The 17,447-nt window shown below is 41.3% G+C and carries 19 protein-coding genes; 10 read left to right on the forward strand and 9 right to left on the reverse strand.

Going from position 1 to position 17,447, the window contains the following annotated elements; translation table 11 throughout:
- Positions 1-27: 27 nt before the first annotated feature.
- From ACFQ1G_RS11115 to ACFQ1G_RS11125, 3 genes are read left to right on the forward strand one after another with little or no spacing between them, the layout of a single operon-like run.
- Positions 28-687, forward strand: a complete 660-nt coding sequence (locus ACFQ1G_RS11115; protein ID WP_380739543.1) for an NAD(P)H-binding protein — start codon at positions 28-30, stop codon at positions 685-687.
- Positions 687-1,157, forward strand: a complete 471-nt coding sequence (locus tag ACFQ1G_RS11120; protein WP_380739545.1) for a CYTH domain-containing protein — start codon at positions 687-689, stop codon at positions 1,155-1,157. Before ACFQ1G_RS11115 ends, ACFQ1G_RS11120 begins: the two co-directional genes overlap by 1 nt.
- Position 1,158: 1 nt before the next feature.
- Complete coding sequence (locus ACFQ1G_RS11125) at positions 1,159-1,662, forward strand: YciI family protein (RefSeq protein ID WP_380739547.1); 504 nt, start codon at positions 1,159-1,161, stop codon at positions 1,660-1,662.
- 54 nt (positions 1,663-1,716) lie between these two features.
- Here ACFQ1G_RS11125 and ACFQ1G_RS11130 read toward each other — a convergent pair whose 3' ends face one another.
- A complete protein-coding gene (locus ACFQ1G_RS11130; RefSeq protein ID WP_380739549.1) occupies positions 1,717-2,781 on the reverse strand; it encodes an isoaspartyl peptidase/L-asparaginase family protein in 1,065 nt (354 codons plus the stop codon).
- Positions 2,782-2,921: 140 nt separating this feature from the next.
- Between ACFQ1G_RS11130 and ACFQ1G_RS11135 the strand changes: the two genes are divergently transcribed.
- Positions 2,922-3,440: a 3-hydroxyanthranilate 3,4-dioxygenase gene (locus tag ACFQ1G_RS11135; protein WP_380739551.1), complete on the forward strand. Its 519-nt coding sequence runs from the start codon at positions 2,922-2,924 to the stop codon at positions 3,438-3,440.
- A gap of 99 nt (positions 3,441-3,539) precedes the next feature.
- Positions 3,540-5,093 (forward strand): L-piperidine-6-carboxylate dehydrogenase, encoded by a 1,554-nt coding sequence (gene amaB / locus ACFQ1G_RS11140; protein WP_380739553.1) that lies wholly within the window; start codon positions 3,540-3,542, stop codon positions 5,091-5,093.
- A 112-nt stretch (positions 5,094-5,205) separates the two neighbouring features.
- On the opposite strand, the gene ACFQ1G_RS11145 is transcribed toward amaB, so the two are convergent.
- Together ACFQ1G_RS11145 and ACFQ1G_RS11150 are read right to left on the reverse strand one after the other, a co-directional pair.
- Positions 5,206-6,327, reverse strand: coding sequence for an alkene reductase (locus ACFQ1G_RS11145; protein WP_380739555.1), 1,122 nt, complete (start codon positions 6,325-6,327; stop codon positions 5,206-5,208).
- Positions 6,328-6,453: 126 nt separating this feature from the next.
- Positions 6,454-7,026 (reverse strand): Crp/Fnr family transcriptional regulator, encoded by a 573-nt coding sequence (locus ACFQ1G_RS11150; RefSeq protein ID WP_380739557.1) that lies wholly within the window; start codon positions 7,024-7,026, stop codon positions 6,454-6,456.
- 217 nt (positions 7,027-7,243) lie between these two features.
- On the opposite strand from ACFQ1G_RS11150, the gene ACFQ1G_RS11155 reads away from it, so the two are divergent.
- The gene (locus ACFQ1G_RS11155) at positions 7,244-7,846 is read left to right on the forward strand and encodes a nuclear transport factor 2 family protein (protein ID WP_380739559.1); all 603 of its coding nucleotides are present in this window, start codon (positions 7,244-7,246) and stop codon (positions 7,844-7,846) included.
- Between the two features lie 5 nt (positions 7,847-7,851).
- Here ACFQ1G_RS11155 and ACFQ1G_RS11160 read toward each other — a convergent pair whose 3' ends face one another.
- Positions 7,852-8,796 carry an EamA family transporter gene (locus ACFQ1G_RS11160; RefSeq protein ID WP_380739561.1) on the reverse strand — a complete coding sequence of 315 codons (945 nt, stop codon included), beginning with the start codon at positions 8,794-8,796 and terminating at the stop codon, positions 7,852-7,854.
- A 214-nt stretch (positions 8,797-9,010) separates the two neighbouring features.
- On the opposite strand from ACFQ1G_RS11160, the gene ACFQ1G_RS11165 reads away from it, so the two are divergent.
- The 3 genes from ACFQ1G_RS11165 to ACFQ1G_RS11175 are packed head-to-tail and all read left to right on the forward strand — an operon-like array spanning position 9,011 to position 11,684.
- Positions 9,011-10,129, forward strand: a complete 1,119-nt coding sequence (locus tag ACFQ1G_RS11165) for a CapA family protein (RefSeq protein WP_380739563.1) — start codon at positions 9,011-9,013, stop codon at positions 10,127-10,129.
- A 45-nt stretch (positions 10,130-10,174) separates the two neighbouring features.
- On the forward strand, positions 10,175-10,726 hold the full coding sequence (locus ACFQ1G_RS11170; RefSeq protein ID WP_380739565.1) for a GNAT family N-acetyltransferase: 552 nt from the start codon (positions 10,175-10,177) through the stop codon (positions 10,724-10,726).
- 46 nt (positions 10,727-10,772) lie between these two features.
- The gene (locus ACFQ1G_RS11175) at positions 10,773-11,684 is read left to right on the forward strand and encodes a DUF5996 family protein (RefSeq protein ID WP_380739567.1); all 912 of its coding nucleotides are present in this window, start codon (positions 10,773-10,775) and stop codon (positions 11,682-11,684) included.
- A gap of 64 nt (positions 11,685-11,748) precedes the next feature.
- Here the strand turns inward: ACFQ1G_RS11175 and ACFQ1G_RS11180 are convergent, their stop codons facing one another.
- The 5 genes from ACFQ1G_RS11180 to ACFQ1G_RS11200 all read right to left on the reverse strand — a co-directional run bounded on the left by ACFQ1G_RS11180 (position 11,749) and on the right by ACFQ1G_RS11200 (position 16,285).
- Positions 11,749-12,753 carry an acyl-ACP desaturase gene (locus tag ACFQ1G_RS11180; protein WP_380739569.1) on the reverse strand — a complete coding sequence of 335 codons (1,005 nt, stop codon included), beginning with the start codon at positions 12,751-12,753 and terminating at the stop codon, positions 11,749-11,751.
- 105 nt (positions 12,754-12,858) lie between these two features.
- Positions 12,859-13,587, reverse strand: coding sequence for a metallophosphoesterase family protein (locus tag ACFQ1G_RS11185; protein ID WP_380739571.1), 729 nt, complete (start codon positions 13,585-13,587; stop codon positions 12,859-12,861).
- A 1-nt stretch (position 13,588) separates the two neighbouring features.
- Positions 13,589-14,725, reverse strand: a complete 1,137-nt coding sequence (locus tag ACFQ1G_RS11190; RefSeq protein ID WP_380739573.1) for an ATP-binding protein — start codon at positions 14,723-14,725, stop codon at positions 13,589-13,591.
- Positions 14,726-14,745: 20 nt separating this feature from the next.
- Positions 14,746-15,498: an SDR family NAD(P)-dependent oxidoreductase gene (locus tag ACFQ1G_RS11195; RefSeq protein WP_380739575.1), complete on the reverse strand. Its 753-nt coding sequence runs from the start codon at positions 15,496-15,498 to the stop codon at positions 14,746-14,748.
- A 4-nt stretch (positions 15,499-15,502) separates the two neighbouring features.
- Positions 15,503-16,285, reverse strand: a complete 783-nt coding sequence (locus ACFQ1G_RS11200; protein WP_380739577.1) for an aldo/keto reductase — start codon at positions 16,283-16,285, stop codon at positions 15,503-15,505.
- A 149-nt stretch (positions 16,286-16,434) separates the two neighbouring features.
- On the opposite strand from ACFQ1G_RS11200, the gene ACFQ1G_RS11205 reads away from it, so the two are divergent.
- A complete protein-coding gene (locus tag ACFQ1G_RS11205; protein WP_380739579.1) occupies positions 16,435-17,286 on the forward strand; it encodes a DUF4382 domain-containing protein in 852 nt (283 codons plus the stop codon).
- The last annotated feature ends 161 nt before the right edge of the window (positions 17,287-17,447 follow it).

The raw sequence follows: 17,447 nt of genomic DNA on the forward strand, positions 1-17,447 counted from the left end.
ACCTTGAATGATCTAAAAATTGTAATTATGAAAACAGCCATAATCCTTGGTGCTACCGGATTGACCGGTGGCCTGGTGCTTGAAAAGTTGCTGAAAGATAGGCGATATGATTCCGTTAAGCTGTTCTCCAGAAGTACTGCGGGAATCAACCACCCCAAGATCGAGGAACATCTTATTGACCTTTTTGAGCTAGAGAAATATGCCGAATCGTTCACTGCAGATGAGGTATATTGCAACATTGGCACGACTAAATCTAAAACACCCAATGAGGATGTGTATCGAAAGATCGATTATGGGATTCCCGTTGCGGCTGCAAAACTGGCCAAAAAGAATAATATCGAAAAGTTCCTGGTGATCTCTGCTTTGGGAGCAGATGCTGACAGCAAGATGTTCTATAATAAGACCAAAGGAGAAATGGAAAGAGATGTTTTAAAGGCCGAAGTTCCGGAAACCTATATCTTTCAACCCTCATTGATAGCAGGAGATCGAAAAGAAAAACGCATTTTTGAAGCCTTTGGTAAACACGTTATGAAAGTGCTGAATTATTTGATGGTTGGACCACTTAAAAAGTACCAAAGCATTCACCCGGAAACCATCGCTAAAGCAATGATCATTGTGGCCAACGAAGGTTATCAAAAAAAGAAGATCGAATCAGACGAAATTAAACAAATAGCAAAGCAGGAGTAATGCAGGAAATTGAACGCAAGTTTCTTTTAAAGTCCACAGTAAACTTTAAAAAAGAGGCCCGTAAAAATACCAGGATCGTCCAGGGCTATCTCAACTCTAATCCTGAAAGGACTGTAAGGGTAAGAATTAAAGGAGAAAAGGCATTTTTGACGATCAAAGGAATATCAAACGAGAGCGGATTATCGAGATTTGAGTGGGAAAAGGAGATCCCGGTCTCCGAAGCCGAAACTTTACTGCCTCTCTGCGAACCCGGTGTGATCGAAAAAGTTCGTTACGAGGTCCCGGTTGGGAAGCATATTTTCGAGGTCGATGAATTCTTCGGTAGTAACGACGGACTAATCCTGGCAGAGGTAGAACTCTCTACTGAAGAAGAAGAATTTGAAAAGCCGGTGTGGTTGGGTGAAGAGGTCACAGGGAGAAAGGAGTTCTATAATTCCTACTTAAGTAAGCATCCGTTTAAAAATAAATGACATGAGAAAACTTACATTTTTGATACTTCTACTTCTGGCAGGGTTGGTTTCCTGTAAACAGGAAACGGAAAGAGGAATACCGGGACCGGCAGAAGTCGCGGTTGAAAGTCCTGATACTCTATCAACTCCTGAAGAACAAGCGGAAAAACTTAAATCTAAGGGTCACCAGATCTTCTTTTATAAAGACGGCGATACAACTTATTTAATGCAGCAGTATTATGTTGTTTTTCTGAAATCTGGTAAGAACCGAAGCCAGGATTCTACCGAGGCTGCAGAACTTCAAAAACAACACCTGGCACATTTCACCAAAATGGCGGAAGAAGGTTATTTAAGCCTGGTAGGACCTTTTGAAAGCGAAGGAGATATTCGCGGTATTGCCATCTATAATACTCCCACTGAAGAAATGGCCGACAGTCTGGCAAGGCTTGATCCTATGGTGGCAGCCGGCAGGCTGGAAGTGGAGATACATCCCTGGTGGGCTGCAAAAGGTGGAAAACTTAAATAAAAAAGCAGCTTTTTCAGAAAGAAGAAAGCTGCTGAAAGTGAGTTTTTTAAGATCTTATTTTCCGTAGATCCCGATCTCGAGCTCTCCGTTTTTATTCATTTTAGCACGGTACATTCCGGCGGTATTGAATTCCATCGCGACATTTCCGTCGTGATCGATAGCGATGATGCCACCGTCACCTCCCAATGCGGGGATCTTTTCCTGAATCACGAGTTTCGCGGCTTCTTCAAGACTGAGTCCTTTGTATTCCATCAATGCCGAAATATCATGGGCTACCATTCCGCGAATGAAAAATTCTCCCCATCCGGTACTTGAGACCGCGCAAGTGGCATTATTCGCATAGGTTCCGGCTCCAATGATCGGCGCGTCACCAATACGTCCCCATCGCTTGTTTGTCATTCCTCCGGTAGAAGTCCCTGCGGCCAGATTTCCATTCTTATCTAGAGCGGCACAACCTACCGTTCCAAATTTTGAGTCCTTTATGAAAGGGTCCATAAAAGCGGTCTTTCCATCATGGTCTAATTCGGTTTTTTCTTTTTCGCGAATGCGTTGCAAGCTTTTATAGCGACTTTCAGTATAGAAATACTGTGGATCTACCAGTTCAATACCCTGTTCCTTGGCAAAGGTTTCAGCGCCTTCCCCGCCAAGCATTACATGATCTGAATTCACCATTACTTCGTAGGCGAGATCGATAGGATTTTTGACCGTTTTAACTCCGGCGACAGCGCCTGCATTCAGTGTTTCACCATCCATGATCGAAGCGTCCAGCTCGTTGGTGCCGGCATTGGTAAAGACCGCGCCTTTCCCGGCGTTGAACAATGGAGAATCTTCCATAACATTGATAGTGCGTTGTACAGCTTCCAAAGCCGTACCTCCTTTGGCCAGGATCTCATGCCCTGTTCTTATAGCCTCTTCCAGTTTTGCCTTGTAGGCCTGTTCAAGGGAATCGGTCATGTTTTCTTTTAAAATAGTGCCGGCACCGCCGTGAATCACGATCCCAAAGTTCGGGATGCTGTCAACTTCTTCGGCAGTAGAAATGGATTCCTTCGATTTTTCTTCGGATTGATTATTGCAGCCAATAAGACATATGACGCTTAAAAAGAGAAACAGTTTTTTCATTTTCGGAAGTTTAGAGCAGAAAGTTAGGAAAAATTTTAGTCTGTCCTTTATTTATCATACTTCCGAAGAAAATGCTAAACCTTCAATTCTTCCGTTAAGCAAAAGATTCCGTAAATTTAAGCTTTTAAAAAACGTATAAAATGCCGGTACTTAAACCTTTTAATTTAAATAAATGGGTGGAACAGAACAGAGATCTGTTGAAACCGCCTGTGGGCAACAAAAGTCTTTATCCCGCTTCTGAAGATTATATCGTGATGGTAGTGGGTGGCCCTAATGACCGGAAGGATTATCATTATAACGAAACCGAAGAGCTTTTTTACCAGCTGGAAGGAAATATCAAAGTACATGTACAGGTAGACGGGGAAAAGCAAACCATGGAACTTGGTCCCGGGGATATGTATCTTCACCCCGCGAAAGTGCCTCATTCGCCTGAGCGGTCTGCCGGGTCAATAGGGATTGTGGTGGAACGAAAAAGAACAGAGTTGGATGCCAAAGACGGCTTGCTGTGGTTCTGTGAAAACTGCAATAACAAGTTATATGAAGTGTATTTCCCGCTAAATGATATTGAGAATGATTTCCAGAAACATTTTGAGCATTTCTACAACAGTGAAGAGTTGCGAACCTGTAACAAATGCGGGACAGTGATGGAAAAGAAATAGCAGCTCAAAGGATTGTGATGAAAGGCTGAAGGCTTTCCGTCTTTAATTTTTTATATTCGCAATCATCCAAACAAATTTTTAATAAAACAAACAACAACAATGAGTTCAATAGCTGAAAAATTCGGAATTGATAAAGCGCTTAAGGAATTGGGCGTTCAAGATATAAATAATGGTACTTCTACCGGGAACGATTGGTTTTCTTCGGGAGAAGTGATCGAATCTTATTCTCCGGTTGACGGGGCGTTGATAGGAAAAGTGAAATCAACTACCCGTGAAGACTACGAGAAGGTGATCGAGACTGCTTCCAAAGCGTTCAAGACCTGGAGAACCATGCCTGCTCCACAGAGAGGGGAGATCGTTCGTAAGTTTAATGATGAGTTGAGAAGGCTGAAGGAACCTCTTGGGAAACTGGTTTCCTACGAAATGGGAAAATCGTACCAGGAAGGTTTAGGGGAAGTTCAGGAAATGATCGATATCTGTGATTTTGCCGTGGGTCTTTCCCGACAGTTACACGGGTTGACCATGCACTCTGAGCGTCCCGGACACAGAATGTATGAGCAATACCATCCGCTTGGGATCGTAGGTGTAATTTCTGCCTTCAACTTCCCGGTTGCCGTTTGGTCATGGAATACCGCCCTTGCATGGGTATGTGGGGATGTATGTGTGTGGAAAGGTTCAGAGAAGACTCCGCTTACTTCAGTAGCCTGTCAAAATATCGCTGCGAGAGTATTTGCTGAAAACGGGCTTCCGGAAGGAATTTCCTGTTTGATCACCGGAGATTACAGAGTAGGAGAAATGCTAACTAAAGATGAGCGTGTGCCTTTGATCTCTGCTACCGGATCAACTAGAATGGGGAAGATCGTTGCCCAGAATGTAGCTGCTCGTTTAGGAAAATCATTACTTGAATTAGGAGGAAATAACGCCATTATCGTCACTCCAGATGCCAATATCAAGAATACCGTGATCGGAGCTGTTTTTGGAGCTGTAGGTACCTGCGGACAACGTTGTACTTCTACCCGAAGATTGATCGTACACGAAGATGTGTATGAGAAGGTAAAAGAAGCAGTTGTTGACGCTTACAAACAATTGAGAATTGGAAATCCATTAGACGAAAATAATCACGTAGGTCCGCTTATTGACAAGGATTCTGTGAAGAACTACCAGGCCGCTTTAGATAAAGTGGTTGAGGAAGGCGGAAAGATCCTTGTAGAAGGAGGCGTTCTTGAAGGAGAAGGTTATGAAAGCGGATGTTATGTGAAACCTGCTATTGCCGAAGCTCAAAATCACTTTGAGATCGTACAGCACGAGACTTTCGCACCTGTATTATACCTAATGAAATACAGCGGGGACGTGGAAAACGCATTAGAACTTCAAAATGGAGTAAGACAAGGTCTTTCTTCTGCAATAATGACAAACAACCTGCGTGAGGCTGAAAGGTTCCTTTCTACCGAAGGATCTGACTGCGGAATTGCCAATGTGAACATTGGAACATCAGGAGCTGAGATCGGTGGAGCCTTTGGAGGTGAGAAAGAAACCGGTGGCGGAAGAGAATCAGGATCTGATGCCTGGAAGGTTTATATGCGTCGTCAAACCAATACCATCAACTACACTACCGAGTTGCCATTGGCACAGGGGATCAAGTTCGATCTTTAATTTGTAGAAAATAATTAATTGTAAAAAACCCGCTTCGAGAGAGGCGGGTTTTTTATTTGTAAAAAAAGTCCACCTGTAGGGATGGCGGACTTTTAAAGATAGTTTGTGAAAATTACCCTTGAAGAACTTCCGTTCGTTTAGTCTTTATTTCATAATCAAGATATCCTTCTTTTCCGGGAGTGTAAAAAGTATCCTGATCCCAGTCTGATAAAGGTACATCCTGTTCAAATCTTTCTACCAGGTCTGGATTGGAAATATACGGTTTACCAAATGCTACCAAATCGGCATTGCCAGCAGCTAGCACTTTATTTCCGCTTTCCTGATCAAATCCGGCATTAATTATCAATGTACCATCATACATTGGTCTGTACCTTTTTGCAATCTCCGTTTCTGCGTATGGTATGTCAGAAACATCATTAAACGGTTCTGAAAGGTGCAAATAAGCCAGATCGTAGTCATTCAATTTTTTAATAATATAATCGAATGTTGGGATCGTCTCTTCGTCCATGGTCATTCCAAAAATGCCATTTAACGAAGGGTTCAAACGCAATCCGATTTTATGTTCGGGCATAACCTCTTTGATAGCATCGATGACCTCAAATAATATTTTCGCACGGTTCTCAATACTTCCGCCATACTCATCAGTTCGATGATTGGAGGTGCCATTAAAAAATTGATGCAGGAGGTATCCATTTGAAGAATGGATTTCCACTCCGTCAAAGCCTGCTTCCATAGAATTTTTGGCAGCATTCTTATAATCCTCGATAGTTTGTTTGATCTCCTCAATGCTCATTGCTTTTGGAGTAACAGTATCTTTAAATCCTTCAGGCGTATAAGACTTTTCACCAGGATTTATCGCAGAAGGTGCTACGGGCAGATCCCCGTTATGAAAATCAGGGTGAGACATTCTTCCCACATGCCATAACTGAATAAATATTTTTCCGTCTGCCTCATGTACTTTTTGAGTAACCTCTTTCCAACCTTCAACCTGTTCCCTGGAATAAATTCCCGGGGTATTGATGTAGCCTACAGCTTGTTTTGAAATTTGAGAACCTTCAGTAATGATCAGGCCGGCACTCGCTCTTTGTTTGTAATACTCTCCGTGTAAATCACCGGTCGCTTTATTTTCCTCATTACTCGCTCTACTTCGGGTCATGGGAGCCATTACTACCCGGTTTGATAGAGTTAGTGTTCCTTTACTATATGGTTTTAATAATGCTTGCTTATCGCTCATTGTAATTGTTTTTATTCATATTTTGATTTCGAACTTTCACCTGAAAATCGAATTCAACAAATTTAAGGAAGAAGTCAAGCGTTTCTCCTTGATGTATGTTAAGCGGAAGGGTTAAAAATGGTTAAACTACGATAATTCTTTTCGAATTCTGCTTAGGCTTTCCGGCTGTAAACCCAGGTAATTGGCTATGTGGTAATTTGCAATTCTCTTTTCGATCTGGGGATAAGTATTGCAAAATTCAAGGTAACGTTCTTTTCCTGTTTTCTGAAGAGTAGAAAGCACCCTAGAGCGTAATGCAACAAAAGCATTGGTGGTTTTGATTCTGAAGAAACGCTCGAACTTTGGAATTCTTATGAAAAGTTCCTCTAAAACCCCTTTTTCAAGTCCTAGTAATTTAGAATCTTCAATGGCTTCTACATGTAGTGTTGTGGGATTTCCGCTGAAAAAAGATTCAAAATCACTGATCCACCAATCTTCGATCGCGAATTGAATGATATGTTCTTCCCCGGCTTCATCCATATAAAAGGCCTTAAGGCAGCCTTGAATGACGTAGTATTCTGAAGTTACAGCTTTCCCGGGTTCAATTAAATACTCTCCTTTGGAAATCAATTTTTGAGATAGTAAACTGGTGAACTCATCTTTTTCCGATGCAGTCAGGTTGATATCTGTAGAAACATGTTTTAAAATCTTCTGGTACACGAGTATTTTCTTTTTATAGAAGCTGACAGTGAAAATACAAATCTTATGGATCATGAGAACATTAAATCCCAATTTAGTAAAGGATATGTAAATGTAAGAAACGCCTTCAAAAGCCTTATTGTCAGCAACTTATTTTTAGTTTATGAATTTTAAGTGGTATCTTTAATAGTGTTCGGGACATAAAATGAATTGCTTTTTAACTTAAAAATGAAGTGCTATGAAAAAGAGTGTATTGTTTTTAGCAGCTCTATTCCTGATCCTATTTTCATGTAAAGACCGCGAAAAAGATCAAGAGGATACCGTTGCATCTGAAGATCAATCTAATTACGAAGTCGCATCTGACAGGTATTCAGATCTAAGTGACGAAGCTCTGAACCGTATGGAAAGTCTGGACTTCGATTCCTGGGGAGAAATGCTGGCAGACAACGTGGAATATTATTTCCCTGATGGTGATGCTGATACCCGCACAATCCTCAGTGGAAAGCAAGAAGTGATAGACTGGTGGAAAAATTGGAAAAAGAACACCGGAATTGATAAAATGACCTTTACAGACCGGGTACATATTCCCGTTAAGGCCAACACCAAACTTAATTATTCAGGATTGACCGGGGTTATCGTGATTTCATATTTTTCCAATGAGATGATCTATAACGGGCAACCGGCCAATGTGCGCACAAATGTAGCGGTACACTACACCAAAGACAGTCTGATCGACCGATTTTACACATATTATGACAGGACCCCGATACTTAAGGTGGTGAACGCTAATGTTCTGGATATAGTGGTTAAAAGAGATTCGGTTCAGGAGGATACGAATTAAAGACTTTAAATTTTCCTGTTTTTTAGAGGTAATTTGCTGGTGAACCTTGAAAAGATCACCAGTTTTTTCTTGGTATTTATAAAAAAAACACCTGTTAAGAGGATGGAAGCTGCCAATATGGATTGAGTGGTGATCTGTTCGTTCAAGAAATACCATCCTAGTAACATTGCGATCACAGGATTTACATAGGTTGAAGTCGCTACTTTTTCCGGAGAAACCACTTTCAACAAGTAATTGAAAGAAGTAAATGCGACAATACTTCCGAAGATGACCAAAAGGATCATTGATAGCTGGGTGCGACCACTCCAAATATCAGGGGAACTCCATTCTTCATTGAATAGCAGACTTGCTATTCCTAACATGATCCCCGCCGTGAACATTTGGTAGGCAGTATTTACAAAGTGATTAGTAGGGAGATTGGAGCGACCAACGAATAGACTGCCAAATGACCAGCTAATCAAACAAGCGAAGATCATGGTGATCCCCAGGTAAAAGTTCTCATTGGACACGATCTCATTCTGACTTACCAAAAGATAAATTCCTGAAATTCCCAGTGCTACTCCTACCATTGACATGGGCAGGATCTTTTTTCCGTCAAGAAGATATAGCAGTACCAGCACTACGAGCGGTTGCGCTGAAATGACTAAGGCAGCGATACCCGTATCAATAAATTTTAAAGCCCATACCGAGATCCCATTTCCAAAAGCCAGAAAAAGAAATCCGGCGATCATGGTATTCAGAAATTGTTTCCGGGTGATCTTTAAGCTTTTCCCTAATATTTTGGCAAGAATAAAGATCAGGATTCCGGCGGTCATAAAACGAATGGAAGCAAGCATGAACGGGGGTAATTCGGTTACCGCCACTTTATTCAGAAGGTAGGTGGATCCCCAAATAAAATAGATCGAGAAGAAAGCCAAAACGATGAAAAGGGGATTCCTGGGAGAACTCATAATTGATGATTATAGAAGCTGCAATATTAGGAATAAACTTTTTAGCTTGTAATTATTTCTTCAGACGACCAATTCTATTGTTCACAATTTATTCGTTGATTTTTGGTATTTTATAAGTGGAATTAAGGCTATGAAAATGAATGTTTTAAGAAAGGATTTGGTAGTGCTTTTTTTTATGTTGCTATCTGTGATTTTTTGTTTTTCCCAAAATAAAATGAGTGTTCAAAAAGGTAGAAATAGTACTCTTTTTCTCTGCGGTGATGTAATGTTAGGACGGGGAATTGACCAGGCTTTTCAAAAGTCGGTTAACTCAACATTATATGAATCTTATGTAAAGGATGCCGGGGCTTACATTCAGCTTGCTGAAAGGGAAAATGGGGAGATCGAACTGCCGGTTAGCTACAAATACATATGGGGAGACGCCCTAAAAGTTTGGAAGGAACTACAACCAGACCTAAAATTGATCAATCTTGAAACTAGTATTACTACAAACGATGACCCGTGGGAGGGGAAAGGGATTCATTACCGGATGCATCCGGAAAATATCAAGGCTCTCAAAACTGCAGGAATAAACCACTGCAGTCTTGCAAATAATCATATAATGGACTGGGGGAGACCAGGTCTGGAAGAAACCCTTCAAACGCTTCGGAATGCGGGAATCAATTATTCAGGAGCAGGACAAAACCAGGACCTTGCGAAAAAACCTTCCATTTTGCATGCCGGGAGTGATCGTGTGTTGGTATTCTCTTTTGGCGCCCGAAGCAGTGGAATCCCGTCTTCCTGGGCAGCAGAGAAAAATAGATCGGGACTAAATTATATAGAAAGAATTGATGTCGAATTGATCTCCAGGATAAAGGAAAACATACGCTCCCATAAAAAGGAAGGTGATATTGTGATCTTTTCCATTCACTGGGGTGGTAATTGGGGATATGATATTCCGAAGAGTCATAGACAATTTGCTCATAAGCTGATAGATGAAGGGGATGTGGATCTCATTTTTGGTCATTCTTCGCATCATCCATTGGGGATAGAAGTTTACAAGAATAAACTGATCATTTACGGAGCAGGAGATTTTTTTAATGACTATGAAGGAATCAGTGGGATGGAGCAGTTTAGAGGTGAATTGAGCCTGATGTATTTTCCGGAAATAGAATCAAGTACCGGAAATTTGAAATCTCTTAAATTGGTTCCCATGGAAATAAAAAAATTTCAATTGCATAAAGCCCGGAAAAAGGATATCCAATGGTTGAAAAAGGTGTTAGACAGGGAAGGTAGCGAGTTGGGAACACATGTTATTCTGGAAAAGGATAAAAGCTTCAGCCTAAAATGGTGAAAATCTTGAGAGGTTTAATTAATATTGAAGTTCAAAATATTAAACATGAAATATTTACTGCAAGGACAGGAGACTGAAAGACTGAAATTTCGCCTTCTTGTAAAAAGCGATTTTGAAGACTGGCTGCCATTATTCAGGGAAGAAAAAGTAGCGGAATTTCTCGCTTTTGATACTTCCCTGTCGGCAACGGAATTATGTGAAGCTTGGTTTCAGAAGATATTTCACAGGTATGAGAATGATCTTGGAGGAATGAACGTATTGGAAGATAAAATTACCGGAAAATTGGTTGGGCAATGCGGCTTGCTGGTTCAGGAAGTTGAAGGCGAAAGCAGACTTGAAATCGGATATTCCATTTTACCTGAATTCTGGGGACATGGTTTTGCTTCCGAAGCTGCTCAAAAGTGTAAAAATTATGCCTTTGAAAACGGTTTTTCAGAATCGTTGATCTCTATGGTGCATGTAGATAATATTGCTTCGGAAAAAGTCGCGCGAAAGAATGGGATGCAGCTGGAAAAAACCTTGCCCGATTATAAAGGATGTCCGGCCAATATTTTCAAGATAGAAAAGAAAGAATGGGATTTTCAAAAATCGACTTGAGAACTATGTAAATAAACCGCCCCCTTCAACATAAAAATTAAAGATTATGGAAAGCAAAAAATGGCCTCGGTTATCTTTTGAGGAGGGGAAAGAAACGTATGACACAGTCCATTTATGGACCCAGATCGTCGGAAAAATTAAGTTGGAATCCCTGCCATGGGTTAATCATTCCTGGCATGTGGCGTTGCAGGTCACACCAACCGGACTTACTACGGGGGATCTTCCCTCTGCAAAGAAAAACTTTAAGATCGACCTTGACTTTATTGATCACAGGCTGAACATTTTCACCTCTAAAAAAGAGGAGAAGACCTTCAGTCTTTTGGATCTCTCGGTCGCAGAATTTTATAAGAAATTAACCGGCGATCTAAATAAACTGGAGATAGAGATAAAGATCCATAAGGTCCCCAATGAAATTAGTGATCCCATAGCTTTTGACCTCGATGACAGCCATGCCACTTATAGTCCAAAGGTTGCGGTTGCTTTCCAATATGCTTTATTGAAAGTGAATAAGGTATTTAATGAATTTAGAGCTGAATTTATCGGAAAGGCAAGTCCTGTGCATTTTTTCTGGGGTAGTTTTGACCTGGCTGCATCAAGATTTTCAGGAAGGAAAGCGCCAGTACACCCAGGGGGATTTCCAAACCTGCCGGACCGGGTTGCAAGGGAAGCCTATTCGCATGAAGTTTGCAGTTGTGGATTCTGGCAGGGAAATGACTCCGTCCCATTTGCGGCATTCTATTGCTACATTTACCCGCAACCTTCAGGTTTTGAGTCGGCAAGTGTGCAGCCTGAAAAAGCTTATTTTCACAAGGAACTGGGAGAATTTATTTTACCCTATTCCGAAGTTCAAAGTGCGGAAGACCCGGAACAAATGCTATTGGAGTTTCTACATAGTACCTACAGCGCTGCGGCCGATCTTGCGAAATGGAACAGGGAAGACCTGGAAAAGCAGGAATAAAGCATTTAAATAACAATAAAAAACCCCGCTAACTGCGGGGTTTTTTCTTTTTTGATCCTGATTATTATAAGGTTCCATTAGCGCCAACCCAGGCAAACTGGTGGCGGTCTTGCGGTACTTTTATTCTCTCTGCGATCTTTGTCATACGATCAGGTAACTTCATAAGATAATCCCGTGCTTTTTCAGCCCTATCGGTTAATGAGTTCATCTTATCGATCTCCCAGAAGTCATTTAATTTTTGCAAAATTTCGATATAATCCTGGGTGGTATAAACTCCTAATCTTTGAGCTGCATTTGAAAAGTTCTCAAAGGCTTCCCCGATTCCCTGGCCAGATTCTCTAATGAATTGCGCAGGCATAACGATCTTTTTCTTCATCATATCCTCAAAAGCCAGCATCATTTCGCTAGGATCGTATTCAAAAATGGTCTTTACGAATTCCCTGTAAGCCAGGTGGTGACGCATTTCATCTCCCGCAATGATATTACACATTTTGGCAAGCATCTTATTTCCCTTTTTTCGGGCCAGCTGGCCAACACGCTTGTGGGATATATTTGTTGCCAATTCCTGAAAACTGGTATAAATGAAGTTACGGTAAGGATCCCTTCCGGTTCCAATATCGAAACCGTCGTTGATCAAATACTGGGTCGTTTTTTCGACCTCCTTCATATCTACCCTTCCGGAGAGATATAGATATTTGTTAAGGGTGTCTCCATGACGGTTCTCTTCCCCTGTCCAATGACGGATCCATTTAGCCCATCCATTCTGCATTCCTTTTTGCTGGCCGTGTTGTTCCACCCCTTCCATATCCATCAACCATGATTCGTATGTGGGCAGGGCTTCTTCGGTAACCATATCGGCAACTAAAACCACCCAAAAATCATAACCTAATTCCTTGGCTTCCTCCCTGATCTGGGTAACCTCATCAAAAAAACCTTCGTCTTGAGAGTTCGGCAAAAGATCTGTTGGCTGCCATATATCCTCAACGGGGATAAGGTATTTATCTACAAAGGAGTCTATAGATTTCTCTACAGTTTTCATCACTTCTAGTCTGATATTCTCTAAAGCCATAATATGTATTCTATAAGTTACTTACCTCAATAACTAAACCAACCTGGTTTCCAGGGTAATCTACAAATGTAAAAAGATATGGGAGGTAGCAATTAAAAAATAATCTTAATTTCTTCCGTTTTCATCAGGATATAAAGTCCAAACCTCATCACTTTGATAAACTTCTTTAGAATTTATATCCATAAGGGAGAGCTTACCTTTAAAGGCAGCTCCTGTGTCCATGTTGTAAACATTCGCCGCTTTGTGAGGTTTGGTGCTGCCAATTCGGGTTACGGGAGTGTGGCCAATGAAGATCTCATTGAAGAGTTCCAGTCTTCTGGGATATCCAATTTCCCCAGGTTGTAAGCTGGGATCTACGCAAACTGCCAGCTCCCATAAAGTTCGGTCCCAGTAGAAGGGTGTTGGCGTATATTCCTGAGCGGGGCCTTTAAGATTGGTGAATCCTGCATGAACAAAAAGTCGTTCTTCCTTATCTATGTAATAATTGACCATCTGCTCATAAAACTCAATATGTTCTGCTTTTTGATCTTCTGAAAATTTGCGGTATGCGTCAATACTTGTCTGGCCGCCATGCTGCAACCATTGATCATTCATTTCGCCAGATTTTAACCAACGATGGGCCAGGTCATCGTGATTTCCTCTTAAAAAAATACAGGTATTTTGCTTCGCAAGATCGATCAGGTAACTTACTACGTTGGCCGAATCACTCCACCCGTCAACATAGTCTCCCAAAAAGATGATTTCATCTTCAGGGGTTACTTTCGCTCTTTCCAACAACTGAACAAGTGCTTTCAAACCTCCGTGTATATCTCCTATTACCAGCGTTCTGTCCATATTATTCATATTTTACTTTTCTCAGGATCCTCATGGTTTCTTTGTACTGTTGATAGCCCCTGGAGTTATGGTTCTTTAATTCTTCCCGGGCTTCTTCAAGGCGTTCCATGGCATCCTGGAAACCGTTAAAATAACAAATTAGATAGGTCGCAGGCATATTCAAGAGATCTTTTTCCTCATTGGAGGTAAGGGGGAGTTGCGCTTTTAGTTTTTTCGTTAGGGCAATGTTCGCATTGTATATGTGATACAGAGTTTTCTTTTCGAACTGCGGGGGTTCAAAAAGAAGCTTTGTGGTCATTTCATAAGTAGCGTTATTCCTGAAATTTATCTCCACCTCTTCCAGAGGGTAATATTTATATTTTTGATTCAAGCCCAACCTTACATATTCCAGGATCTTAAATTGATCGGAAGTTATGCTAATACTCACCTCATCTAATTCAGAATAGAACAGTTTTACTTGTTCATTTATTAGGGCGATATCTACTCTTGAGTAATAAATATCGTCTTTAACCACCTTTTTCTTGCCAGACCAACATACTACAAAATACTCTTTGAAGACCTTGTAAGTAGGGTTGATATCTTCGTGTTTTCTGAAAAAATCAAAGACTCCGTCGAGAGTCATCTCCACATTGTTTTGGGAATGTGTCTCTATAGAAGTGACCACTTCCTCATTTCCTATTTCAGGGGATCGTGCAAATTCAGCAGGAATACTAATGCTGCCTTCCCTGTAGAATACTGTTCCTGCAGAATATTTCCAGATATTCTTTCTCAGGGAACAGGTTCTCCCTTTTGAGGGTCTTATGCTCACCAACCCCACCACCAGGTCATCGGGCAAATGCGGGAAAGGTATATTTTCGTAAGAAACCAAAGGCGGGTTCAAAAGATAAGCATTAACCAGATTCTGGATCTTGCTGTCATCGAAGAAATCTACTCCGGCTATACTGTTGTCCTCATCTTCAACCCCTATCACGATGTAAGAGTTATTTGCCGGGTTGGAATTTGCCAGTGCGCAAACATGCTTTAGAAATTTCGCTTTTCCTTCTTTTTCCCCAAGATTGATCTGTCGTTTTTTATCATAAAAGCTGTTTTCGCTGTTATGCGCAAGCAGGTTTTTAATCAGTAAACGTTTGTTGATCATGGGGGAAAACTATTTTAACACTATTCTTTGTGAACGATGGTAGAGCTCGCCTGCGCAGTTGGCAATACCAGCAAGTCTGCGATGTTCACGTGAGATGGGCGGGTGACCATGAAGCGGATAATATCTGCGATATCTTCCGGTTTTAAAGGTTGGTAACCCTGATAAACTGATTTCGCCCTTTCAGAATCACCTTTAAAACGCACCTCACTAAAAGCAGTTTCAACGAGCCCGGGGTTTATGGCACCAACCCGAATACCTTTTTCATTAAGGTCTATTCGCATTCCCTTATTTATGGCGTCTACTGCATGTTTGCTGGCGCTGTAAACATTCCCGTTTGGGTACACTTCCTTTCCGGCGATAGAACCAATATTGATAATATGGCCATCCTTTCGCTCTGCCATCTGCGGAATGATCATCTTACTCACATATAATAGCCCTTTCACATTAATATCGATCATGGCGTCCCAGTCATCCAGGTTACCGGTTTGAATTGGGTCAAGCCCGTGCGCGTTTCCTGCATTATTGACAAGGATATCTATTTTTTGAAAATCTGAAGGCAGGCTTCCAATCGCATTTTTGACAGCTTCTTTATTTCTCACATCAAATTGCAACGAGAGAACTTTGACTTCTTCTCCAAGCTCCTTTTGTAATTTCTCTAAAGCTTCTTTTCGCCTTCCGCAGATTATGAGGTTAAATCCTTCTTTTGCAAACGCTTCCGCGGTGGCTTTTCCAATTCCGCTGGTAGCTCCTGTGATCAATGCTGTTTTGGTCATATTATTATGCTGTGATTTCTAATTTCTTCGGAAGGTTTTTCCAATCTTCCTCTATGATCTTTTTATGTTGCGCCTTTACGGCGGAATCTATAAGTGCTATTGTATTTCCTTTTATAACCGGATGAAAATGTGCCGGATGTTGCAGGAACCAGGCCAGGACCAGCTCCCGGCCAGAAAGCTCATATTTGCTGCTTATTTCGTCTAGCTTTTTTCCGAATTGATCTATCTCCATCAAATGGATCCATACCATTTCTGTAAGGTCTTCGGAAGAAGCCATTTTCAAAGTTAAGGTTTTCATTGAAGCCGGCGTAATTTTCCAGTCAGTGAGATTTGCCCGTACCGCTTCCATCTTTATTTGCTGAGGTTGTGAAGTGAAATTGTCATCATAGATGCCCGTTTCGTGGATCTTTCCTTGCGAAATAAGTCTTTCGATCGCCGGAACAGTGACCTCAGAAGGAGCCTTGAGATCAAGGAAAAACAGGTCTAAATAATCGGTTTTTAGATGATCCAGTATTTCTTCTACCTGCTCAACCAGGTCATCAGGTGAATTTGGAACCCCGGTCATCCCGGCTAATAATTGAATTTCATCCCTGCTAAGTCCACTTTCACTCAAAGCCGTTCCCAGGGAATTTTCTGTTAAAGTCTCACGGTTCGGTCCCAAGGCCAGGAAGGAGGTCATATCTCTTTCCACACTGTGTTGAAAGAGCCTGATCTTGTCTCCGTAGCTTTCATGCTCCCAGTAAGTTAAACCTTGAATGATGCGGGAATAGGATTTTTTTTGTCTCATAATTTAAAAGTAAGAAACAAATCTCCATGTATGGAAAAGCCCGTTGTTAAAGCGAATGGAAGTAAAGTTAAAAAAAGTTAAAGTCAGTTTATCGATAAATTAAAACCTTTAATCGAACGTTATTAAGCCTAAACACAAAAACCCTTTTTATGAAAAAGACCAAATTATTTTTAATGACCTTGATCGTTGCAGCCGGATTTGTAAGTTGTAGTGATGATGATGATTCAAACAATCCTGAAGGAACCGCACAGGTAGCCGTTAAATTGACCGATGCACCAGGAGATTATCAGGAAGTGAATGTAGAGGTCATAGATGTCATGATCAAAACCGATGCTGAAGGAGAAGCCGTCGCAGGCGATGCAGAAGCAGAAACCGAGGAAGAAGGCTGGGTAAGCTTAGGTGTGGAACCTCAAACTATCAACTTATTGGAGCTTACCGGAGGTAACACTCTATTCTTAGGTGAAACTGAGCTTGCTGCCGGAAACCTTCAGGAAATGAGGTTAATCCTGGGAGATAACAATAACATAGTTGTTGGTGGTCAAACTTTGGTTCTTGACACTCCAAGCGCACAGCAGTCTGGTCTTAAATTGAAGGTAGACCAGGAATTAGTTGCCGATACCTATTATTCCTTCATCCTTGACTTTGATGTAGATCAGTCTGTAGTTGCTCAAGGAAATGGCGGTTATAGCCTTAAACCGGTTCTTAGACTAGCCGTTGAAGAAGATGCCGGATCTATTGCGGGAACGGTGACACCTTCTACAGACCAGGTTGTGGTTAAAGCTGAGAGCGCAGATGTGACTACCACTGCCTATGTAAATGCCGAAGGAAGATTTCAGTTACACGGCCTAAAGCCGGGAACTTATTTGGTGACAGTTACGCCTTCTGAAGCATCAGGTCTTGAAGTAAAAACAATCAATAATGTTGAGGTGAAGCAAGGAGAGGTGACCGAATTAGAACCTGTCCTACTTGATACCACGGAAGAAACTTCTACCGGAGAATAATCCTGTAATTGTTAAAACGTTAATTATCAGTAATAAAGGCAGCGGAGAACCCGCTGCCTTTTTCTTTTAACTTTTTTTTAACAAATTATGGTGGAATATTTGAAGGAATTTGCCCCGTTGAACACGGATGATTATCTTCACATTCCAAAAATTTGACTTAA

The organism is Salinimicrobium gaetbulicola (genome assembly GCF_042676025.1).
In the GTDB taxonomy this organism is placed as follows: domain Bacteria; phylum Bacteroidota; class Bacteroidia; order Flavobacteriales; family Flavobacteriaceae; genus Salinimicrobium; species Salinimicrobium gaetbulicola.